Consider the following 20,962-nt stretch of genomic DNA (forward strand, 5'->3'; position numbering starts at 1 on the left):
GCCGCAGCGTGGATTGGATCGGTTACTCGCTTGCAGTTTGCGACAGCCGGGATTTTTGGGGCCGCTGTTTACGCAGCCGGTCGATCAGACGATGCGCTTCGGCATGGCTGGCGACGGTAGGCGACGAGCCACTCAGCGGCTTTTGGGCCGTTTCGCGCAGCGTCAGCACGGTGACCAGACCGATAACCCCGGCGCCCATCATGTAGTAGGCGGGCATCATAACGTTTTGGGTGGTATCCACCAGCCAGGCGGTGACCAGCGGCGTGGTACCGCCAAACAGCGAAACGGACAGATTGAAACCAATGGCCAGTGCGCTGTAGCGAATATGAGTGGTGAACAACGCCGGAAGCGTGGCGGGCATGGTGCCACTAAAGCAGGTATGCAGGATGCCCAGCAGCGCAAGGCCTGCGAATACCGCCAGCAAATTTCCTGACCCGATCATCATAAAGCTGGGTATGGACAGCAGTACCAGCCCAATGGCCCCCAGGGCAATCACCGGACGGCGGCCAATGCGATCCGTCCAGTGACCCCACATCAGGGTCAGCGGCATCATCACGAACATAATGACCATCACCAGCAGCAGGCCGGTAAGTTCGCTCATGCCCAGTACGCTGGTGAGGTAGCTGGGCATGTAAGAGGTCAGCATATAGTTTGATACATTAAACAGCAGTACCAGACCCATGCATTTGAGGATCTGATTGCAGTTCTGACGCAGCATTTTCAACAGGCTAAGCTGCGGTTTGCTGTGCTCCAGGGAGTCCTGCTTTTCCATATGCTCTTTAAAGGCCGGCGTCTCTTCAAGCTTCAGGCGAATGTACAGGCCAAAAATGCCTAACGGCGCGGCCAGAAAGAAAGGGAGGCGCCAGCCCCAGTCGAGCATCGCCTGTGCGGGCAGCAATGCGGTCATGAAGGTAACCAGGCTTGCGCCCAGCAGATAGCCCCCCAGGGTGCCGAATTCCAGCCAACTGCCCATAAAGCCGCGCCGCTTATCGGTGGAATATTCGGCAATAAAGGTTGCCGCGCCGCCGTATTCGCCGCCGGTGGAAAAGCCCTGTACCAGACGGGCGACCAGCAGAAGGATGGGGGCGGCGATGCCGATGCTGCCGTAATCGGGGATTAGCCCAATACAGAAGGTGCCAATCGACATCATGATCATCGTCAGGGCGAGGATCTTCTGGCGGCCAAAGCGATCGCCCAGCGGGCCAAACACCATTCCGCCAATCGGTCGCACCAGGAAGGCGGCAGCGAAGGTGCCGAACGAGGCGATAAGCTGTACAGCGCCGCTGGCGTCGGGGAAAAAGACCTTGCCGATAATCACGGCCAGATAGCTGTAAACCCCGAAATCAAACCACTCCATGGTATTGCCCAGCGCCGCGGCGCCGACGGCGCGCTTTAATAGTTTTCGGTCAACGATGGTAATATCGCTAACGCTTAATTCCTGTGCCGATGGCTTAGGGTTATTCTGGTTATTCGGTATCGATCCTGTGCTCATAAATTCCCCAAAACTCTGGATGGGGCACTCTTATAGCTTTCGCCGTCGTTACCTTTATATCGATAAGGAAAGCTATAAGAGGCCGGTAATATCGCCACTGCGATGGAAATGGCGGCCGACCACCTTAAAGAAAACGGCGTGATGGCGCAATCATGGATAATTAGCCCCGGTTATTGCGAGGTGTTTTATTAATAATGGGAAATCTAAATAAACATATTGATATATTACCTAAATACTTTTTATCTATTTTGATGAGAATTTGAACACGCTGGCTGCGCGTTTTAGATGCCATCCTGGCGGGCAAAGGATGCTATCATTGTCGGCCACTTCATCCGGGATGCTCACTGTGACCTCATTTTCCGAACTTACCGCGCTGTCCGCGCAACAGCTCTCTAACCTTAACGAACTGGGCTATCTGGCCATGACGCCGGTTCAGGCGGCGGCGCTTCCGGCGATCCTTGCAGGAAAAGACGTGCGGGCACAGGCGCAAACCGGCAGCGGTAAAACCGCGGCTTTTGGACTGGGGCTGTTGCAGCGTATTGACGGTACGCGTTTTCATACTCAGGCACTGGTGCTGTGCCCGACCCGTGAGCTGGCCGACCAGGTGGCGGGCGAACTGCGCCGTCTGGCCCGGGCGATACCTAACATCAAGGTGCTGACCCTGTGCGGCGGCGTGCCGTTCGGCGCCCAGCGGGATTCGCTGACTCACGCGCCCCATATTATTGTCGCCACGCCGGGCCGCCTGTTAGATCACCTGAAGAAAGAGACGGTCAGCCTGGAGGCGTTGCAAACCCTGGTGCTGGATGAAGCCGACCGGATGCTCGATATGGGCTTTGCCGATGCCATCGATGAGGTTATCGGCCATGTCCCCGCCCAGCGTCAGACGCTGCTGTTTTCCGCCACCTGGCCGCAGGCGATTGCCGCCATCAGCCAGCGTATTCAGCGCCAGCCATTGACCATTGAGATTGATGCGGTGGATGAACTACCGACGGTGGAGCAGCGCTTCTACGAGGTGCCACGCAGCGGAAAAATCGCCCTGCTGCAACGGCTGTTGAGCCGTGAACAGCCCGCTTCCTGCGTGGTGTTCTGCAATACCAAAAAGGATTGTCAGGCGGTGTGCGATGCCCTGAACGCCAGCGAGCAGAGCGCGCTGGCGCTGCATGGCGATATGGAGCAGCGCGAGCGCGATCGGGCCCTGGTGCGCTTCGCCAACGGCAGCAGCCGGATACTGGTGGCTACCGACGTGGCGGCGCGCGGGCTGGATATCAAGGCGCTGGAGATGGTGATTAACTACGAACTGTCGTGGGATCCGGAAGTGCACGTGCACCGCATTGGACGTACCGCCAGGGCTGGTCAAAGCGGGCTGGCTGTCAGCCTGTGCGCCCCGGAAGAGGCCCAGCGCGCTAACCTGCTGGAAGAGATGCTGAATATCAAACTCCAGTGGCTGCCGCAGCCCGACGGGCTGAGCGTCACGCCGCTGAAAGCCGCTATGGCGACGCTGTGCATCGACGGCGGGAAAAAGGCCAAAATGCGCCCCGGCGATATCCTGGGCGCGCTAACCGGTGAAATGGGACTGGACGGCGCCGATATCGGCAGGATTGCGATCCACCCCATGCATGCTTACGTGGCGGTTAAGCAAAACCAGGCGCGCCATGCCTGGAAACAGCTACAGCAGGGCAAAATTAAGGGCAGGGCGGTGAAGGTGCGGTTGCTGAAGTAGGGGGGAAGATGTTATACGATTTTTTATGCTCTAATAGCCGCTGACAGAAGCAGGCGGCTGTTTGACCTGCTCCAGGGAAGATGAGTTAATCGCGATTATTTAAAATTTTTCTAACTTGTTTCGTATATCAGGATATGAATAGTAGGCATCTGTTTTTCCATTGTTATTTTTAATCATCTCTGCAATAAACGCTTGCCAGAATAATTTAGTATCATTGATAATTGAAATACTTAAATCAAAAATATTATTAAGTATTTCTGGAGTGCCTGATGCTTCATAGATTTGGCTATTGCTTTTGATGCATTCAAGCAGAACATTGATATCCTCAGCAGTCAGTAAATGTGCAAGCGGTAATATCAAAGTACGACCACGTATTTCTGCTGTTCTGTAGTTTCCAGAGTTGCCGTAAATCTGGATGGCAGGCGCAATGAACTCACGCAGTGGATTCTGAGAAATAATGCTTATTTGTACTTCTTGATCAAAAGAGTTAAATCGTGAAAGCAATATTTCAGCTAGTTCAGGAATTGAGAATGCATCAAAGGCTGAATGTGTTTTTAGTATTTCAGGATTTGCATGTTTGAGTAGTGTCTTAAATCGAATTCGTGTCGGTTGTGACATCCATTGCCATATTCTCTGATCATACTCCAGGTAAGTGCTAATATTTAATAATAAACCATCAGGGATATCTTCAAATTTTTTTTCAATATAATCTTTGGCCGTTGCATCATAAAGTGCCTGTTTAGATTTAGATACCTCATATAGTGTACGCGCTACCTGGCGAATTTTCTCTGCATATTTTGCCGATTCTTTACCGAAAGGGGCAAACAGTAATGTTTTAATCAAGTTAATAACCATTACATCTTTAGCCCGGTTAAGATATTTTTCTCTAATGAATATACTAATACTATCACTGTCTACTGGATATGACGGACTCAGTAAGTCTGAATGAAAACGCTCAATTGCACTTTTACCTTGTAATGGTGCATTTATCAGTAAGTGTTTCAGTGCATGTACAATGTGCGTACGTACTAGTTCTGGTGTTGGTTGGAAAAGGGCCTCTTCTGTTGCAAAAGCTGGATGCGCGCAGAGATGTCTGTCTTTTTGTAATCGTGTTAAATCTTCGTATTCATGGGGAGAAAAAAGTTGAAGTCTATTATGAGCAGTTGAAAGCAAATTAGATTCTATTGACTGTGATACCTTTAAATCACTGTTATGGATCGCCTTATCTAAATTTTTAATTAGCTCCGATGCGGCACCATCACCATGCACTGATAGTTCTCTTGCTTTGGCTATAATATCATAATCTACGGCGATCCAGGTGGAGATAATAGCGGATCGCAAGGCTCCGCCTCGATAGGCAGAGATAGCCTCACTAATCAAACGTTTTGATTCAGGATCCCGCACGTTAAGTGCCATTGAATCCATATCGGTGAGGCCTTGTCCAATAAATGTGTCCATCCATGTCATCCATTTGTGGTGTGATTGATATTTTGTACAATTTTTTAATATAGATAACAAGTTTATGCTAACAGCATGGTGTGTTATGTGAAGTCGCGAGGTAATTGGGCACAAAATGATTGTAAAACGGCTTTTTGTCTTTAAAGAGTATGATACCATGAGCAAAAAAAGCAAGCCTTACTGGCAGCAGGGGAGTTTCTCATTTGGTATCTAACCTTTATCATATAAAAAAATCCACGCAATCGCGTGGATTTTTGTTTTTTATCCGTCCGGGCGAGAGATTCAGCGAATCCCGCTAAGACAGCAGCAGATACGCTTAGACGTTAAACAAGAAGTTCATCACATCGCCATCCTTAACGATATACTCCTTGCCTTCGGCGCGCATCTTACCGGCCTCTTTGGCACCCTGTTCACCCTTATAGGCAATAAAATCCTCGTAGGCGATGGTCTGGGCGCGGATAAAGCCTTTTTCGAAGTCGGTGTGAATTTTACCGGCCGCCTGCGGGGCGGTGGCGCCCACCGGAATAGTCCATGCGCGCACTTCCTTCACGCCTGCGGTGAAGTAGGTCTGCAGGTTCAGCAGCTCATAACCGGCGCGGATCACGCGGTTCAGGCCCGGCTCTTCCAGACCCAGCTCCTGCATAAATTCGTCGCGCTCATCGTCTTCCAGCTCGGCGATATCGGCTTCTACGGCGGCGCAGACTGCGACCACGACCGAACCTTCACCAGCGGCGATTTCGCGTACCATATCCAGATACGGGTTATTTTCGAAGCCGTCTTCATTAACGTTGGCGATATACATGGTGGGCTTCATGGTCAGAAAGCTCAGATAACGGATAGCCGCTTTCTCTTCTTTGCTCAGATCCAGGCTGCGCAGCATACCGGCCTGTTCCAGCTGCGGCAGGCATTTTTCCAGCACCGCCAGTTCGGCTTTAGCGTCTTTATCGCCGCCTTTGGCTTTCTTCTGTACCCGGTGAATGGCGCGTTCGCAGGTGTCCAGGTCGGACAGCGCCAGTTCAGTGTTGATCACTTCAATATCTTCAGCCGGGTTCACCTTGCCCGCCACGTGGATGATATTGTCGTTCTCAAAGCAGCGCACCACGTGGCCGATGGCTTCAGTCTCGCGGATGTTCATCAGGAACTGGTTGCCCAGACCTTCGCCTTTGGATGCGCCTTTAACCAGACCCGCGATATCCACGAACTCCATGGTGGTCGGCAGTACTCGCTGCGGCTTCACGATCTCAGCAAGCTTGTCCAGGCGCGGATCGGGCATCGGCACCACACCAGTGTTCGGCTCGATAGTACAGAACGGGAAGTTCGCCGCTTCAATGCCCGCTTTGGTCAGGGCGTTGAACAGAGTGGATTTACCCACGTTCGGCAGGCCGACGATACCGCATTTGAATCCCATGGTTTAGATCACCTTAATTGCTTGATAATCATCAGGTTGTTGATGGTCTGATGATGAAAAACGAATGACTCTGGCTATTATACACCTAAACCCGGCGCTCATGGGGGAGAAATCCCGCCTGGGCCGGGGTGGTGGGCTACTGTGCTTTAAAGCTATGCAGCCGGCTGGTGGCTTTCGCCAGCCCCTCTTTAAACCATACCTCAGTGCAGCGCGCCGCTTCGTCTATGGCTTCGTCAATCAGCGTCTGTTCGCCTGCCTGGGGTTTGCCCAGCACAAAACCGACAACCTTGTTTTTATCGCCCGGATGGCCGATTCCGACGCGAAGACGGTGAAAGTTGGGGTTATTGCCCAGTTTACTGATAATGTCTTTAAGCCCGTTATGACCACCGTGGCCGCCGCCGAGTTTAAACTTTGCCACGCCCGGAGGCAGGTCAAGCTCATCGTGTGCCACCAGAATTTCATCCGGATTAATACGATAGAATCCCGCCAGCGCTGCTACCGCTTTGCCGCTCAGATTCATAAAAGTGGTGGGCACCAGCAGGCGCACATCTTCGCCACTCACGCTGATGCGTGCGGTGTAACCGAAGAATTTCGCTTCTTCTTTTAGCGTCTGGCCATGGCGCTCGGCCAGCAGATCTACATACCAGGCCCCGGCATTATGGCGGGTGGCGGCGTATTCCGCTCCCGGATTGGCGAGGCCGACAATCAGTTTAATCGTCACATCACTGTCCTGAAAAAGAGGATTAATCTGCGCGTAGTGTACTGTGCCGGAGGCGTGATGACAAAAAGCGCACGCCGCTTTGATTAGGATTGGTAATAATCACTATTACCAATCATTCAAAAGGTAAGATGTTCAGTGGGTTATTTGTAAAGTTTTGTTAGTCAAATGTTCTGAGTTGTGATCGATACCGCACACATTGAAAAAGGAAACTGTCTATACTTTGTCTTACAAGGAAAGGGGATATTCCCCACCGACCCAGTGTTCCGGAGGTGAAAGATGAAACGCAAAAACGCTTCATTACTCGGCAATTTTCTGATGGGGTTGGGGTTAGTTGTGATGATTGGCGGTGTAGGATATTCCGTACTTAACCAGCTTCCTCAGCTCAATTTACCAGAATTTCTGGCTCATGGTGCCGTGTTCAGCATCTTTATTGGGGCGATTCTGTGGCTGGCGGGGGCACGTATTAGCGGTCGCGAGCGGGTAACGGATCGCTACTGGTGGGTACGTCATTATGATAAACGCTGTCGTCGCAGCGACAGCAGGCAGCATCGCCACGGTTGATGCCGGTCTGCCTGAACAGAAGAAGGCGCCGTAATGCTGCGGCGCTTTTTTTGTGGGCGATGACGCCAACACCGTGGTGCGATCGGCAAGCAACAGCGGCGCCAGTCGGGCAATATGAGTGATGCTGCCTGTAAACCGCAGCGATGCCCGCACAGCCTGGCCTCCACGCTAATCGCGATCGCCATATCGAACTGCATCGTCAGCGACATGCAGAAAAGCATTACGATAATGTCGTCCTTTGGCGCCAGGCACAGGTATACAACGGTATAACTTAAAAGAAAAAACCCGCCGTGGCGGGTTTTTTGTTCGCTGTCCGATTAGTGGTCGAACATGGCGGAGATGGATTCTTCGTTGCTGATGCGGCGAATCGCTTCGGCCAGCATGCCGGAGAGCGTCAGGGTACGAACGTTCGGCAGGGCCTTAATCTCATCAGAGAGCGGGATGGTGTCGCAGACCACCACTTCATCAATCGTGGAGTTACGCAGGTTGGTGACCGCGTTACCCGAAAAGATGGGATGGGTAGCATAAGCGAACACGCGCTTGGCGCCGCGCTCTTTCAGGGCTTCGGCGGCTTTGCACAGAGTGCCGCCAGTATCGATCATATCATCGACCAGCACGCAGTCGCGACCGGCGACGTCGCCGATGATGTGCATCACCTGAGAAACGTTGGCGCGCGGGCGGCGTTTGTCGATGATAGCCATTTCGGTATCGTTCAGCAGTTTAGCCACGGCGCGGGCGCGCACGACGCCGCCGATATCCGGAGAGACCACGATAGGGTTATCGAGATCTTTCTGCAGCATATCTTCCAGCAGGATCGGGCTACCGAACACGTTATCTACGGGGACGTCGAAGAAGCCCTGGATCTGCTCAGCGTGCAGGTCTACGGTCAGGACGCGGTCAACACCGACGCTGGAGAGGAAGTCGGCAACCACTTTGGCGGTGATCGGCACGCGGGCAGAACGTACGCGGCGATCCTGGCGGGCGTAGCCAAAATAGGGGATAACGGCGGTAATACGGCCTGCGGAAGCGCGGCGCAGGGCGTCGACCATGACGACCAGTTCCATCAGGTTGTCATTGGTGGGTGCGCAGGTAGACTGGATGATGAAAATATCGCCACCGCGTACGTTTTCGTTGATTTGTACACTGACTTCTCCGTCGCTGAAGCGGCCGACGGCGGCGTCTCCAAGAGAAGTGTACAGGCGGTTGGCAATACGTTGAGCCAGTTCCGGGGTGGCGTTACCAGCAAAAAGCTTCATATCAGGCACGAGAAGAACCTCAGGCATGCGTCCAGTAGTGGATGATGAGCCATCGCGCCGATATCCGGCGCGGGCGGGGTGGCGCATCATCCCGGCGGTATATTAAAAAGCATGGTGCAACGTCTGAAACAAGGTGACGTTGTCACCGGCGCTAAGCTTGCCCGGATAGAGTCCTGTACAGCGGGGAGTGATTGACGCCACGCGCCACAAAACCCTGCGACCCTATCGGAGCTTGCTCAAGCACCTGACGGGCCGCGGATTCAGTGTCAAATTCAGCAAAGACACAGGCTCCGGTGCCTGTCAGACGCGACGGCGCGTATTCTAACAGCCAGGAAAGCAGGGCATCAACCTCGCGAAAACGTTTTCTTGCGATAACTTCGCAATCGTTGTGGAATTCACATTTCAACAACGTGTCAATTGACCGCACCGGCGTATTGCGCGGTAATTCAGGATCTTTGAAGATATCTGGCGTGGCGATGCTAATTCCCGGATGCAGTACCAGGTACCATTTCTCCGGGGGGGAGACAGGCGTCAGCACCTCACCGACCCCTTCAGCGAAAGCGGCGTGGCCGCGTACGAATACCGGAACGTCAGCCCCCAGGCGCAGCCCAATGTGCGCCAGTTGATCCTGCGACAAACCGGCGCCCCACAGGTGATTCAGCGCTACCAGCGCGGTCGCGGCATTGGAAGAACCGCCGCCCAGCCCGCCGCCCATCGGCAACACTTTTTCCACCGCCAGATCGGCGCCGGGCGCCGGGCCATCGAGCGCTTCCGCCAGCATCCGGGCGGCACGTACGATCAGATTCTGCTCATCCGGTACGCCGTTCACCGATGTTAACAGGCGGATATCGCCGTCGCTGCGCGGAGTGATGGTCAGAGTGTCGCCATAATCCAGAAACTGAAACAGGGTCTGAAGGTTGTGATAGCCGTCGCAGCGGCGGCCAGTGATATAGAGAAACAGATTTAGTTTGGCCGGTGCCGGCCAGCGGGTTACGCTCATTTCACGATCCAGTTATCCATCTTCAGCTTAATGCGCTGCTTGCCGTCGTTCAGCTCCATACTGGCAGGCAGAGCGGGCTGCACTTTATCGCTATAGCCGCTCCAGGTCACTTTCCATGTTCTGCCGTCGCGGTCGTAGTTCAGTTCGCTCAGACGATGGTTTTCATCCACCCGGTAGTCGGTGGCGTCACCTGGCAGACCGAGGATCCACTGGCGCAGGCTGTCGATGGGAATCGGCATACCGGTCAGGCGCTCCAGCATCTCCTCGGCATCCTGCGCCTGGTAACGCTGGCCCTTGTTATCCACCAGGGTTACGGCTCCGGGCTGGGCGTTCAGCTCCAGCTCGGTGCTGCCGAGCGGATTGGTCAACAGCAGACGGTAGCGATCCTGGCCGGTCTGCTGCCAGAAGAAACGGGCGTAGACTTTTTGATCGTCGGAAATATAAGCGAAGGCGCCGCGGGTCTGGTACTGGCTAAGTCCTTTCACCTGAGCCATATGCTGCTGCCACTGGGGGTTATCGTGGCTGATTCCCGGGCCTTTCGGGGTCTGATGACTGACGCAGGCGGCAAGTACCAGACTTGCCAGCGGTAGCAGACGCAGCGGACTGAATTTGATCATAGCGCAATAAATCCTTGAGAACCGTCATATTATAGCCAACCATCCTGGCGGGCGGCGCACAGCCCGTCAATGGCGAAATTGACCGAATCGTCAAAATTACCTATTAGTTTGAAAGGCAAGGCGTCGTCTTTTATTGGGGCTGCGCATCCTGTATTATGCTTGCAGAAATCCTTATCAAGACCGGCATTATTCCGCGCACATGACCCTGTTAGCTCTTGGCATCAACCATAAGACTGCTCCGGTATCGCTGCGAGAACGCGTAACGTTTTCGCCGGACACCCTTGACCAGGCGCTGGAAAGCCTGCTGGCGCAGCCGATGGTGCAGGGAGGGGTGGTTCTCTCTACCTGCAACAGAACAGAACTCTATCTCAGCGTTGAACAGCAGGAAAATCTGCAGGAAGCGCTGGTGCGCTGGCTGTGCGATTACCACGGGCTGGACGAAACAGAAGTCCGCAACAGCCTGTACTGGCACCAGGATAACGATGCCGTCAGCCATCTGATGCGGGTCGCCAGCGGCCTGGATTCAATGATTCTCGGTGAGCCGCAGATTCTGGGGCAGGTGAAGAAAGCCTTCGCCGACTCGGCCCGCGGCCATCTGCACGCCAGCGATCTGGAACGGATGTTCCAGAAATCCTTTTCAGTCGCCAAACGGGTGCGTACCGAAACCGAAATCGGCGCCAGCGCGGTATCGGTGGCCTTCGCCGCCTGTACTCTGGCGCGGCAAATCTTTGAATCTCTTTCCGACGTGACCGTGCTGCTGGTGGGGGCGGGCGAAACTATTGAGCTGGTGGCACGTCATCTGCGCGAACATCAGGTTCGTCATATGATTATTGCCAACCGCACCCGCGAACGAGCCCGGGAGCTGGCTGACGAAGTCGGCGCTGAGGTGATTGGCCTGCCGGAGATCGACGAACGTCTGGCCCAGGCCGATATTATTATCAGCTCCACCGCCAGTCCGTTGCCGATTATCGGCAAGGGCATGGTGGAACGCGCCCTGAAGTCGCGTCGCAACCAGCCGATGCTGCTGGTGGATATCGCCGTTCCGCGCGACGTCGAACCGGAAGTCGGCAAACTGGCTAACGCTTATCTCTACGGCGTGGACGATCTGCAGTCCATTATTCAGCACAATATGGCGCAACGTCAGGCTGCGGCGGTACAGGCTGAAACCATCGTTGTCCAGGAAACCGGCGAATTTATGGCCTGGCTGCGCGCCCAGAGCGCGAGCGAGACCATCCGGGAGTATCGCGGTCAGGCTGAACAAGCGCGTGATGAACTGACCGCTAAAGCACTGGCGTCACTTAAGCAGGGCGCCGACCCGGAAACCGTACTTCAGGAACTCTCCCGGAAGCTGACCAACCGGCTGATCCATGCCCCCACCAAATCGTTACAGCAGGCGGCGCGCAACGGCGACGACGATCGCCTGAACATTCTGCGCGACAGCCTCGGGCTGGATTAGCGCCCCCCATTTGATTGCCACAAGGTAAATAGCTACCCATGAAGTCTTCTATTGTTGCCAAACTGGAGGCCCTGCAGGAGCGCCATGAAGAGGTGCAGGCCCTGCTGGGCGATGCAGAAGTTATTGCCGATCAGACGCGGTTTCGCGCGCTGTCTCGCGAATATGCCCAGTTGAGCGATGTTTCCCGCTGTTTTCTACAGTGGCAGCAGGTGCAGCAGGATATCGAAACTGCTCAGGAGATGCTGGCGGATCCCGATATGCGCGAAATGGCTCAGGAAGAGCTGGATGCTTCCCGTGCCAGCAGCGAAGAGCTGGCGCATCAGCTCCAGCTGCTGCTGTTGCCGAAAGATCCCGATGATGAACGTAACGCTTTCCTGGAAGTTCGCGCCGGAACCGGCGGCGATGAGGCGGCGCTGTTCGCCGGCGATCTGTTCCGGATGTACAGTCGCTATGCGGAATCCCGCCGCTGGCGGGTGGAAATGATGAGCGCCAGCGAAGGTGAAATGGGCGGCTATAAAGAGGTTATCGCCAAAATCAGCGGCGAAGGCGTTTATGGCCACCTCAAGTTTGAATCGGGCGGTCATCGGGTGCAGCGGGTGCCGGCCACCGAATCTCAGGGGCGTATCCACACCTCCGCCTGTACCGTGGCGGTGATGCCGGAACTGCCGGAGGCTGAACTTCCGGATATCAACCCGGCGGATCTGCGTATCGACACTTTTCGTTCCTCTGGTGCCGGTGGTCAGCACGTCAACACTACCGATTCCGCGATCCGCATCACCCACCTGCCCACCGGCATTGTGGTGGAGTGCCAGGATGAGCGTTCCCAGCATAAAAACAAAGCCAAGGCGCTGGCGGTACTGGGGGCGCGTATTCACGCGGCCGAAGTGGCGAAGCGCCAGCAGGAAGAGGCCTCGACCCGCCGTAACCTGCTGGGCAGTGGCGATCGCTCCGATCGTAACCGTACCTATAACTTCCCTCAGGGACGGGTGACCGATCACCGTATCAATCTGACGCTCTACCGTCTGGATGAAGTGATGGAAGGCAAGCTGGATATGCTGATCGAGCCGATTGTCCAGGAATATCAGGCTGACCAGCTGGCAGCGCTTGCCGGGCAGGAGTAATGGACTATCAAAGTTGGGTGCGTCTGGCAACGGCGCGCCTCGTAAACAGTGACAGCCCGCGGCGCGATGCCGAAATTCTGTTGGGCCTGGTCACTGGCCGTTCCCGGACTTATCTTCTCGCTTTTGGCGAAACCCGGTTGACTGAGACGCAGCAGGACGAGCTGGAGCGGCTGCTGGCGCGCCGCGAGCGTGGCGAACCTGTGGCCTATCTTACCGGCCAGCGTGAGTTCTGGTCGCTGCCGCTGGCGGTTTCGCCTGCCACGCTTATCCCGCGCCCGGACAGCGAGTGTCTGGTGGAACAGAGCCTGGCGCGTCTGCCCGCAGAGCCCTGCCGCATTCTCGATCTCGGTACCGGAACCGGTGCTATCGCCCTGGCATTAGCCAGTGAACGACCGGATGCCGCAGTCATGGCACTCGATCTTATCCCGCAGGCCGTTGCGCTGGCGCGTCGTAACGCGCAAAATCTCGCCATAGATAACGTTAGCGTACTACAAAGCGACTGGTTTTCTGCCCTGACTCCGGGCCAGCGTTTCGATCTGATCGTCAGCAATCCTCCGTATATCGATGAAGAGGATCCGCATTTAAGCCAGGGCGATGTTCGATACGAGCCGAAATCTGCGCTGGTGGCGGCCAATAAAGGGCTGGCGGATTTACAGCTGCTGGTTAATGAAGCGCGCCGCTGGCTTCAACCCGGCGGCTGGCTGCTGTTGGAGCATGGCTGGCGTCAGGGGGAAGCCGTGCGGGAAATGTTTAACGGCGCGGGCTATAGCCAGGTAGAGACACATCGCGACTATGGCGACAACGAGCGGCTGACCGCCGGGCAGTTTATCTGACCCCGCCGCAGGACAATTTATAACAATACTGGAGTAAGGCAATGGTGGCATATTTCGCCCTGAAGCACCTGCACATTCTGACCGTGGTTATCTCTATCACGCTATTTATTTTACGTTACTGATGGCAGTATCGTGCTTCGCCGATGGTGAATAAGCGCTGGGTGCGTATTGTGCCGCATATCAATGATACGCTGCTGTTGGGCAGCGGCGTGGCGCTGGTCGCCGTAACGCATTTCTGGCCTTTTACGCCCCAGGGCGCATGGCTGACTGAGAAACTGTTTGGCGTTATTATCTACATCGTTTTTGGTTTTATTGCGCTTGGCCGCGGCCAGCGTAGTCAGAAAGCGCGCGCGGGCGCGTTTATACTGGCGCTGGTGGCGCTGTATGTCATCGTCGAACTCGCCACCACAAAAATTCCGTTATTGGGGTAAATCATGGAGTCGTTAGCCGGTTTCGAATTTAATCAGGCTCCGCTGTGTGAGGGCATGATTCGGGTCTCGCAGGCCATTCGCGAGGACTTTCCAACGCAGCAGGTGCGCGCTCAGCTCGATAAGCTGGCAGAGCTTGCCCGCGAGGAGATAAGCACAGGGTGGCAGCAGGACGATCAGCTGGAAAAACTGCTGGAGCTGTTTTACGGCGAGTGGGGCTTCCACGATTCGGATGGCGTCTACCGTCTTTCCGACGCGCTGTGGCTTGACGAAGTACTCAACCGCCGCCAGGGGAGCGCCGTCTCTCTGGGGGCGATTCTGCTGTGGCTGGCGGAAGCGCTGGATATACCGCTGATGCCGGTGATCTTTCCGACCCAGCTGGTTTTGCGCGCCGACTGGATGGACGGTGAGATGTGGCTAATCAACCCGTTTAACGGCGAAACGCTGGACGAACATATCCTGGAAGTCTGGCTGAAGGGGAATGTGGGGCCGTCTGCCTGCCTGTACGACGAGGATCTGGACGAAGCGGACAACGCCGAGGTGATCCGCAAGCTGCTGGATACCCTGAAGACCTCGCTGATGGAAGAGCAGCAGATGGAAATGGCGCTGCGCGCCAGTGAAGTGTTGCTGCAGTTTAATCCGGAAGACCCTTATGAAATTCGCGATCGCGGGCTGATTTATGCCCAGCTCGACTGCGAACACGTGGCGCTCAACGACTTAAGCTATTTTGTCGAACACTGCCCGGAAGATCCGATCAGCGAAATGATCAAAGCGCAAATTAATTCGATTTCTCACAAACCGATTACGCTGCATTAAGTGCGACAGTTTTTTCCGGTTCACACCAACAAGGCGAAGATATGAAACAGAAAGTGGTTAGCATTGGTGACATCAGGGTCGCGAACGACCTGCCGTTTGTGCTGTTTGGCGGTATGAACGTCCTGGAGTCCCGCGACCTGGCGATGCGCATCTGCGAACACTACGTCGAGGTCACCAGCAGGCTTGGCATCCCCTACGTCTTCAAAGCCTCCTTTGATAAGGCGAACCGTTCTTCGATCCACTCATATCGTGGGCCGGGTCTGGAAGAGGGGATGAAGATTTTCGAAGAGCTGAAGAAAACCTTCGGCGTGAAAATTATCACTGACGTACATGAGCCGCAGCAGGCCCAACCGGTTTCCGAGGTGGTGGATGTTATCCAGCTCCCGGCCTTCCTGGCCCGTCAGACCGATCTGGTGGAAGCCATGGCGAAGACCGATGCGGTCATCAACATCAAAAAGCCGCAGTTCATCAGCCCGGGACAGGTGGGCAACATCGTGGATAAATTCCATGAAGGCGGCAATGACAGGGTGATTCTTTGCGATCGCGGCAGCAACTTCGGCTATGACAACCTTGTGGTCGACATGCTGGGATTCGGGGTGATGAAGCAGGTTTCCGGCAATGCGCCGGTCATCTTCGATGTGACCCACGCCCTGCAGTGTCGCGACCCGTTCGGCGCGGCTTCCAGCGGTCGACGCGCTCAGGTGGCGGAGCTGGCCCGCGCCGGAATGGCGGTCGGTCTGGCTGGTCTGTTCCTGGAAGCGCATCCGGATCCGGACAACGCCCGCTGTGACGGCCCGTCGGCACTGCCGCTGGCGAAGCTGGAACCCTTCCTGCAGCAGATTAAAGCTATCGACGATTTGGTGAAGAACTTCCCGGAGCTGGATACCAGCAGTTAAGCAGCGCCAGAACGTTAAAAAAGCCCGCGCCACCGGAAGGTGGCGCGGGCTTTCTTTTGTTAGCGTGAATCTCAGGCGAAAATTGTCATCAGGTAGGCGACGAACAGCGCCAGGTGCGCCGAGCCGTTCAGGACGTTAGTGCGACCCGTAGAGAACGAGATCTGGCACAGCACCAGTGAAGTCAGCATCACCACCATCTCCGGCGCGCCGAGCGAGAAGGTCAGCTCATTACCGGTAAGAATGGCAATCAGGGTTACTGCCGGCACCGTCAGGGAGATTGTCGCCAGTACCGAGCCGAAGAACAGGTTCATGGCGCGCTGTACCTGGTTATTCAGCACGGCCTTAATGGCGCCCAGCCCTTCCGGCGACAGGATCAGCAGCGCCACCAGGAAGCCGGTAAAGGCCACGGGCGCATTCATCCAGTTCAGCAGGCTTTCCAGCGGCACGGCGTTCATCTTGGTGACTGCGATCACTGCAATCAGATGGACGATCAGCCAGACGGTGTGCCAGACGCTGCTGTGCGCGGAGGGTTTACCGTGATGGGGATCGTCATCGTCTGATTCGTCTTCATGCTCGTAGACGAACAGGCTCTGGTGAGTGCGGGTCTGAATCAGCAGGAACACCCCGTACATCGCCGCGGAAATCAGCGCCGCCAGCAGCGACTGGCCGGTGGTGAAGTTGCCGCCTTTCAGGGCCATGGGGAACACCAGCACGATCACCGCCAGTGGGAAGATAGCCATCAGGTACTGCTTGATGCCGAACAGGTTCACATACTGGGTGGCGAATTTGCGTCCGCCCATTAGCAGCGCGAAGCCGACCAGACCGCCAGTAACGATCATAATGATGGAGTAGAGCGTGTCGCGCATCAGGGTTGGGGCGGCCTCGCCGGTGGCCATCAGCGCAGAGATCAGGCTGACTTCCAGAATCACCACCGACAGGCTGAGAATCAGCGAGCCGTAGGGTTCGCCCAGCCGGTGGGCGAGAACATCGGCATGACGGACCACGCTAAAAGCGCTGCTCAGAATGGCGATCAGCGCCAGGATGTTGATACCCGCAATGGCTGGTAGCGACTGACTGGAGCCCCACATCGCGAGCACCACCAGCGCTACCACCGGAAAGATGAGGGTTGTCTCCTTGTGGCGGGTTTTTACCGCCTCATGCTGTTTTGTCAATTGTAATTCTCCCTTCTTAGTCGCAGGTGAATAACCTGCCGTTGCCAGCAGTCATTATAGTAAAATCATGAATACTCGATAAAATAACAGAAAAGTTGCACTTTGCTTCTGTTTTTTACGAAATTTTACTGCCTTTGTGTAATTTTTCTTTATGAGCTGATAAATTACATGATTTAAGTGAAAATTAAATATATATCAATAAGATAAATTTAATTGATTTCTATAATCTCTGCCATTGCTCCATCAGCATGCTTTGTCGGTTAACTGACTTATCGGGGTATTATACCCAGATTTTAAACGGTATTTAGCCTGGGGCCGGTTTTTGCTCGGTTAATGTCATCTTCCACTGATACTGCTATTAGCGTGAAAAATGGCGTTCAGGCGTCGATATCGGTCAGATATATACAAAAGTATCTCCTGGTGAATAGCGCATTAAGCCGAAGCTCGCCTGACGCTGCTGGCGTGAAAAATAATGTACAGCCTCTTGCCAGCGGCGGTGTAATTTTCTATGGTCGAAAAAGCGTGCGGTACAGGCAGGCCGCGCGCGAGCCGGGAAGGCTCCTGACTGGCCGTGATGCAGTAACGCTAAGCAGGGGGATACGGGTGATCACACGCGATTTTTTAGCTAACGCAGATTGTAGTACCGCCTTTGGCGACATCGAATCTTCACTACTCTGGTCGAGCGAACAGCGGGCGGCATCGCTGGCCGCGACCCTGGCCTGTCGTCCCGACGGGCCGGTCTGGATCTTTGGTTATGGTTCTCTGATGTGGAACCCGGCGCTGGAATATGAAGAGTCGGCTACCGGCTCTCTGGAAGGCTGGCACCGGGCCTTCTGCCTGCGGCTGACCGCCGGGCGTGGCACCACCAGCCAGCCGGGGCGCATGCTGGCGTTAAAAGAGGGCGGGCGCACCACCGGTGTGGCCTTTCGGCTGCCGGAAGCGACTCTGGAGCAGGAGCTGACGCTACTGTGGAAGCGTGAAATGATCACCGGCTGTTATCTGCCGCGCTGGTGCCCGCTACAGCTGGACGACGGGCGAATCGTCAATGCGCTGGTGTTTATCATGGATCCTCGTCATCCCCTCTATGAGTCTGATACCCGGGCGCGGGCGATCGCGCCGTTAATCGCTGCGGCCCATGGCCCACTTGGCAGTAACGCCCAGTATCTGTTCTCGCTGGAGCAGACCCTGGGTAAACTCGGAATGCATGACAGCAATCTTGATGAACTATTGCGCGAGGTACGTGCGATTCAGGGCTCCCACAACACGGCGCCGGAACGTTAATGGCTCAGAAGGTCAGGACTTTATCGGCCGCCAGAGTCCATTCCGCCAGTTCCACCAGGGTGCCTATCTCCACGCCGTCCACCAGCGGCAGGACGCTGACGCCGCGGCCGTCGGCGCAGGTTTTGCACAGCTTTACTGGCACGCCCTGGGCGGTCAGAATCTCCAGCATCTGCTGGATGTTATAGCCTTCGGCGGGATTCTGGCCGCGCAGACCGGCGGTCACCGCATCGGACATTAAAAACAGCTTCACTTCCGGTTGGGCGTTCTGCTCGCGCAGCGCAATGGCCAGTCGCAGGCTGTTAAACAGAGACTCACTGCCGTAGGCGGCGCCGTTGGCGATAATCACGATCTTTTGCATTTTCTCTCCCTGCCCGGGCGGGCATGACTTTTACTCGCTTTGAAATAACGATTATTTTGGAGGGAGTATATGACGACCTCGTCCCCGCCGCCAGGTGATGCGCGCGCCGGATTCATTGTGGTGCGCGAGTGTCCCGAATGCTGGATATCGGGTACCGTGCCGGAAGTGACGTCCGGTACCCACCGCGGCTTCTGCCTGTCAGAACGACACTATTGTCCGGGCTAATCCGCAACCGGCTGACTACTGACTAAAACGCCCCACCAGCCCGGCGGCGCCCAGCGTGTGCCCCTTCAGGCGTGCCATCAGCGCTTCCCGGGTGAGTCCGCCAGGCAAATCAGGCGCCAGGTCGCTGGCGATCAGGGTAAAGGTGTAGTGGTGAGCGCTGGTGCCCGGCGGGGGGCAGGGGCCGTGCCAGCGCGTGGTACCCGGCGTATTGGTGCCGCCGGTGTAACCCTTGCCGTCGCGCAGATCGTTAGCGGTAAAACCGCTGGCGGAGGAAGGAATATTGTAAGCCACCAGATGGGTCACCCCCAGCCCTTTGGCCCCTTCCGGATCGTGCATCAGCAGCACGAAGCTACGGGTGCCGGCCGGGGCGTCGTACCAGTTCAGCGCCGGGGAGTGGTTATCGCCGGTACAGTTGGGGTTATCCGACGCATTGCCGGCGAAGCGCGGAGCCAGCCGGGCATTGTCGGTGAAGTCAGGGGAATTCAGGCGAAACGGGGCATCGGCCAGCACAGGCAGACTGAGAGCGCTGAGCAAGGTCAGGGTAACGAGCCTGGCGTTCATGGGAACCTCATGGGTTAACGGTTGCAGGAGTAAGCCTGGCACACTCGCCGATTTTTTCAGCTAAAGCCTGCTAGCCATGGAATCGTGCGCCCGGACTGTTATGTTATACTCGCGATTCAGGCCCGCGTCTTTGGTCGAACCCGGATTCTCAGGAAGTAGCTACAACCTTTATATGCGGTATCCATCTTTTTGCACATTCACGCTTCTGCTGCTGCTCTGCCAAATCATGCCCGACGCCGCCGTCGGGGCGACCTTTATGCAGAAGGCGCAAAATCCCTTTGATAACGACGGGGATAGCCTGCCCGATCTCGGCTCAGCGCCTGACGATGCGGCTACCGAGAAAAAGATCGCGACTATGGCGAAAGCCTTTGGCGAAGCCAGCATGACCGACAGCGACCTTCCGACCGGTGAGCGAGCGAGACTGTTTGCCATGGAGCATCTGCGCGATGCGCTGGCGACTCGGGTGACCAGTGAAGCGGAGTCGCTGCTTTCGCCATACGGCAATGCCGATGTGGCGCTGAAGGTGGACCAGGAAGGGGAGTTTACCGGCAGTAGCGGTTCGTTGTTTACCCCCTGGCAGGATACCGACCACTTTTTGACCTGGAGCCAGGTAGGCGTCAGCCAGTTGAACCAGGGGCTGGTGGGCAACCTGGGGCTGGGGCAGCGCTGGGTGGCGGGGGACTGGCTGCTGGGCTACAACACCTTCTACGATAATGAGTTCGATGATAGCCTGCGGCGGGCCAGCGTAGGGGCCGAAGCCTGGGGCGAAAATTTGCGGCTGTCCGCCAACTACTATCACCCTCTGGGGGACTGGCGGATGAGCGATATCAGCCAGCAGACCCGTATGGCCCACGGTTACGATATTACCGCCCAGGCCCGGCTGCCGTTTTATCGGCACATCAATACCAGCGTCAGCCTGGAGCAGTATTTCGGCGATAACGTCGATCTGTTTCGCAACGGCAACGGCTATCGCGATCCCATGGCGGTAAAACTGGGCCTGAGCTATACCCCGATCCCGCTGATTACCTTCACCGCTTCCCATAAGCAGGGAGAGAAGGGGGATATTCAGGAGGATCTGGGGCTTAAACTGAACTATCGCTTCGGCGTGTCGATGGCGAAGCAGCTTTCTGCCGATGAAGTGGCGCCCGTCACTTCGCTGCGCGGTAGCCGCTATGACAACGTTGAACGCAGCGGCGCGCCGATTATGGAATTCCGCCAGCGTAAAACGCTGTCGGTTTATCTGGCGACGCCTCCGTGGCAGCTTAACGCCGGAGATTCGGTGGTTCTAAAGCTGCAGGTGAATTCCCGCTATGGCATTCGCCGTCTTTCATGGCAGGGAGATACCCAGGCGCTGAGTCTGACGCCGCCACCCGATCGCCGCAGCCCCGAAGGCTGGACCGTGATTTTACCGGCCTGGGATAATTCGCCGGAAGCGGAAAACAGCTGGCGCCTGTCGGTAACGGTGGAAGATGAGAAGGGGCAGCGCGTGACGTCTAACTGGATCGTTCTCAGGCCCCAGGTGCCTCTGAACGTTGCGCCTGAGCGGGATTCGCGCTGGCAGTTACTGCCCGACCAATAAGCG

At 55.9% G+C, this 20,962-nt stretch carries 20 protein-coding genes and 2 pseudogenes; 11 read left to right on the forward strand and 11 right to left on the reverse strand.

The features are described 5' to 3' along the window. Nucleotides 1–22: 22 nt before the first annotated feature. Complete coding sequence (gene proP / locus V3W49_RS03180; RefSeq protein WP_500143647.1) at nucleotides 23–1,492, reverse strand: glycine betaine/L-proline transporter ProP; 1,470 nt, start codon at nucleotides 1,490–1,492, stop codon at nucleotides 23–25. Between the two features lie 346 nt (nucleotides 1,493–1,838). On the opposite strand from proP, the gene dbpA reads away from it, so the two are divergent. Next, complete coding sequence (gene dbpA / locus V3W49_RS03185; RefSeq protein ID WP_500143649.1) at nucleotides 1,839–3,212, forward strand: ATP-dependent RNA helicase DbpA; 1,374 nt, start codon at nucleotides 1,839–1,841, stop codon at nucleotides 3,210–3,212. A gap of 99 nt (nucleotides 3,213–3,311) precedes the next feature. Here the strand turns inward: dbpA and V3W49_RS03190 are convergent, their stop codons facing one another. From V3W49_RS03190 to pth, 3 genes are all read right to left on the reverse strand, one after another. After that, entirely contained in the window at nucleotides 3,312–4,670 is a 1,359-nt protein-coding gene (locus V3W49_RS03190; RefSeq protein WP_500143650.1) for a hypothetical protein, read from the reverse strand. Between the two features lie 316 nt (nucleotides 4,671–4,986). Beyond that, the gene (gene ychF / locus V3W49_RS03195) at nucleotides 4,987–6,078 is read right to left on the reverse strand and encodes a redox-regulated ATPase YchF (protein ID WP_500143652.1); all 1,092 of its coding nucleotides are present in this window, start codon (nucleotides 6,076–6,078) and stop codon (nucleotides 4,987–4,989) included. A 136-nt stretch (nucleotides 6,079–6,214) separates the two neighbouring features. Beyond that, nucleotides 6,215–6,799, reverse strand: a complete 585-nt coding sequence (pth, locus tag V3W49_RS03200; protein WP_500143654.1) for an aminoacyl-tRNA hydrolase — start codon at nucleotides 6,797–6,799, stop codon at nucleotides 6,215–6,217. Nucleotides 6,800–7,075: 276 nt separating this feature from the next. On the opposite strand from pth, the gene ychH reads away from it, so the two are divergent. After that, complete coding sequence (gene ychH / locus V3W49_RS03205) at nucleotides 7,076–7,360, forward strand: stress-induced protein YchH (RefSeq protein WP_500143655.1); 285 nt, start codon at nucleotides 7,076–7,078, stop codon at nucleotides 7,358–7,360. A 93-nt stretch (nucleotides 7,361–7,453) separates the two neighbouring features. Here ychH and V3W49_RS03210 read toward each other — a convergent pair. The 4 genes and pseudogenes from V3W49_RS03210 to lolB form a co-directional block, all read right to left on the reverse strand. Then, a pseudogene (locus tag V3W49_RS03210) lies at nucleotides 7,454–7,605 on the reverse strand (hypothetical protein); the annotation flags it as partial. Nucleotides 7,606–7,677: 72 nt separating this feature from the next. Then, nucleotides 7,678–8,625: a ribose-phosphate diphosphokinase gene (gene prs, locus V3W49_RS03215; RefSeq protein WP_138097807.1), complete on the reverse strand. Its 948-nt coding sequence runs from the start codon at nucleotides 8,623–8,625 to the stop codon at nucleotides 7,678–7,680. A gap of 142 nt (nucleotides 8,626–8,767) precedes the next feature. After that, nucleotides 8,768–9,616, reverse strand: a complete 849-nt coding sequence (ispE, locus tag V3W49_RS03220; protein WP_500143656.1) for a 4-(cytidine 5'-diphospho)-2-C-methyl-D-erythritol kinase — start codon at nucleotides 9,614–9,616, stop codon at nucleotides 8,768–8,770. Further along, nucleotides 9,613–10,233 carry a lipoprotein insertase outer membrane protein LolB gene (gene lolB / locus V3W49_RS03225; RefSeq protein WP_500143657.1) on the reverse strand — a complete coding sequence of 207 codons (621 nt, stop codon included), beginning with the start codon at nucleotides 10,231–10,233 and terminating at the stop codon, nucleotides 9,613–9,615. The genes ispE and lolB overlap by 4 nt, the downstream gene beginning before the upstream one ends. Nucleotides 10,234–10,432: 199 nt before the next feature. Between lolB and hemA the strand changes: the two genes are divergently transcribed. The 6 genes and pseudogenes from hemA to kdsA all read left to right on the forward strand — a co-directional run bounded on the left by hemA (nucleotide 10,433) and on the right by kdsA (nucleotide 15,783). Further along, entirely contained in the window at nucleotides 10,433–11,689 is a 1,257-nt protein-coding gene (gene hemA / locus V3W49_RS03230) for a glutamyl-tRNA reductase (protein ID WP_500143658.1), read from the forward strand. 38 nt (nucleotides 11,690–11,727) lie between these two features. Next, on the forward strand, nucleotides 11,728–12,810 hold the full coding sequence (prfA, locus tag V3W49_RS03235) for a peptide chain release factor 1 (protein WP_500143659.1): 1,083 nt from the start codon (nucleotides 11,728–11,730) through the stop codon (nucleotides 12,808–12,810). Beyond that, nucleotides 12,810–13,643: a peptide chain release factor N(5)-glutamine methyltransferase gene (prmC, locus tag V3W49_RS03240; protein WP_500143661.1), complete on the forward strand. Its 834-nt coding sequence runs from the start codon at nucleotides 12,810–12,812 to the stop codon at nucleotides 13,641–13,643. Before prfA ends, prmC begins: the two co-directional genes overlap by 1 nt. 41 nt (nucleotides 13,644–13,684) lie before the next feature. Further along, nucleotides 13,685–14,074: pseudogene (locus V3W49_RS03245) on the forward strand (SirB2 family protein). 3 nt (nucleotides 14,075–14,077) lie between these two features. Further along, entirely contained in the window at nucleotides 14,078–14,887 is an 810-nt protein-coding gene (gene sirB1, locus V3W49_RS03250; RefSeq protein WP_500143662.1) for an invasion regulator SirB1, read from the forward strand. Nucleotides 14,888–14,928: 41 nt separating this feature from the next. Further along, nucleotides 14,929–15,783, forward strand: coding sequence for a 3-deoxy-8-phosphooctulonate synthase (kdsA, locus tag V3W49_RS03255; protein ID WP_500143663.1), 855 nt, complete (start codon nucleotides 14,929–14,931; stop codon nucleotides 15,781–15,783). A gap of 71 nt (nucleotides 15,784–15,854) precedes the next feature. Here the strand turns inward: kdsA and chaA are convergent, their stop codons facing one another. Next, complete coding sequence (gene chaA / locus V3W49_RS03260) at nucleotides 15,855–16,955, reverse strand: sodium-potassium/proton antiporter ChaA (RefSeq protein ID WP_500143664.1); 1,101 nt, start codon at nucleotides 16,953–16,955, stop codon at nucleotides 15,855–15,857. 603 nt (nucleotides 16,956–17,558) lie between these two features. On the opposite strand from chaA, the gene V3W49_RS03265 reads away from it, so the two are divergent. After that, entirely contained in the window at nucleotides 17,559–18,236 is a 678-nt protein-coding gene (locus tag V3W49_RS03265; protein ID WP_500143665.1) for a gamma-glutamylcyclotransferase, read from the forward strand. Between the two features lie 4 nt (nucleotides 18,237–18,240). Here V3W49_RS03265 and V3W49_RS03270 read toward each other — a convergent pair whose 3' ends face one another. Continuing rightward, nucleotides 18,241–18,594 (reverse strand): DsrE/DsrF/TusD sulfur relay family protein, encoded by a 354-nt coding sequence (locus V3W49_RS03270; protein ID WP_500143666.1) that lies wholly within the window; start codon nucleotides 18,592–18,594, stop codon nucleotides 18,241–18,243. Between the two features lie 69 nt (nucleotides 18,595–18,663). On the opposite strand from V3W49_RS03270, the gene V3W49_RS03275 reads away from it, so the two are divergent. Continuing rightward, the gene (locus tag V3W49_RS03275) at nucleotides 18,664–18,819 is read left to right on the forward strand and encodes a hypothetical protein (protein WP_500143667.1); all 156 of its coding nucleotides are present in this window, start codon (nucleotides 18,664–18,666) and stop codon (nucleotides 18,817–18,819) included. A 15-nt stretch (nucleotides 18,820–18,834) separates the two neighbouring features. Here the strand turns inward: V3W49_RS03275 and V3W49_RS03280 are convergent, their stop codons facing one another. Further along, nucleotides 18,835–19,380 carry a YbhB/YbcL family Raf kinase inhibitor-like protein gene (locus tag V3W49_RS03280; protein WP_500143668.1) on the reverse strand — a complete coding sequence of 182 codons (546 nt, stop codon included), beginning with the start codon at nucleotides 19,378–19,380 and terminating at the stop codon, nucleotides 18,835–18,837. 256 nt (nucleotides 19,381–19,636) lie between these two features. Here V3W49_RS03280 and V3W49_RS03285 point away from each other — a divergent pair, with 256 nt between their 5' ends. Next, nucleotides 19,637–20,959 carry a YchO/YchP family invasin gene (locus tag V3W49_RS03285; protein ID WP_500143669.1) on the forward strand — a complete coding sequence of 441 codons (1,323 nt, stop codon included), beginning with the start codon at nucleotides 19,637–19,639 and terminating at the stop codon, nucleotides 20,957–20,959. Nucleotides 20,960–20,962: the final 3 nt, after the last annotated feature.

Source organism: Rosenbergiella sp. YN46, assembly GCF_036620675.1.
Taxonomy (GTDB): Bacteria; Pseudomonadota; Gammaproteobacteria; order Enterobacterales; family Enterobacteriaceae; genus Jejubacter.

Excerpts from the sequence above, each read along its gene's own strand:
- proP (WP_500143647.1), bottom strand. The coding sequence starts at position 1,492 with ATGAGCACAGGATCGATACCGAATAACCAGAATAACCCTAAGCCATCG.
- V3W49_RS03190 (WP_500143650.1), bottom strand. The coding sequence starts at position 4,670 with ATGGACACATTTATTGGACAAGGCCTCACCGATATGGATTCAATGGCA.
- ychF (WP_500143652.1), bottom strand. The coding sequence starts at position 6,078 with ATGGGATTCAAATGCGGTATCGTCGGCCTGCCGAACGTGGGTAAATCC.
- ychH (WP_500143655.1), top strand. The coding sequence starts at position 7,076 with ATGAAACGCAAAAACGCTTCATTACTCGGCAATTTTCTGATGGGGTTG.
- ispE (WP_500143656.1), bottom strand. The coding sequence starts at position 9,616 with ATGAGCGTAACCCGCTGGCCGGCACCGGCCAAACTAAATCTGTTTCTC.
- lolB (WP_500143657.1), bottom strand. The coding sequence starts at position 10,233 with ATGATCAAATTCAGTCCGCTGCGTCTGCTACCGCTGGCAAGTCTGGTA.
- hemA (WP_500143658.1), top strand. The coding sequence starts at position 10,433 with ATGACCCTGTTAGCTCTTGGCATCAACCATAAGACTGCTCCGGTATCG.
- prfA (WP_500143659.1), top strand. The coding sequence starts at position 11,728 with ATGAAGTCTTCTATTGTTGCCAAACTGGAGGCCCTGCAGGAGCGCCAT.
- prmC (WP_500143661.1), top strand. The coding sequence starts at position 12,810 with ATGGACTATCAAAGTTGGGTGCGTCTGGCAACGGCGCGCCTCGTAAAC.
- sirB1 (WP_500143662.1), top strand. The coding sequence starts at position 14,078 with ATGGAGTCGTTAGCCGGTTTCGAATTTAATCAGGCTCCGCTGTGTGAG.
- kdsA (WP_500143663.1), top strand. The coding sequence starts at position 14,929 with ATGAAACAGAAAGTGGTTAGCATTGGTGACATCAGGGTCGCGAACGAC.
- V3W49_RS03270 (WP_500143666.1), bottom strand. The coding sequence starts at position 18,594 with ATGCAAAAGATCGTGATTATCGCCAACGGCGCCGCCTACGGCAGTGAG.
- V3W49_RS03275 (WP_500143667.1), top strand. The coding sequence starts at position 18,664 with ATGACGACCTCGTCCCCGCCGCCAGGTGATGCGCGCGCCGGATTCATT.
- V3W49_RS03280 (WP_500143668.1), bottom strand. The coding sequence starts at position 19,380 with ATGAACGCCAGGCTCGTTACCCTGACCTTGCTCAGCGCTCTCAGTCTG.
- V3W49_RS03285 (WP_500143669.1), top strand. The coding sequence starts at position 19,637 with ATGCAGAAGGCGCAAAATCCCTTTGATAACGACGGGGATAGCCTGCCC.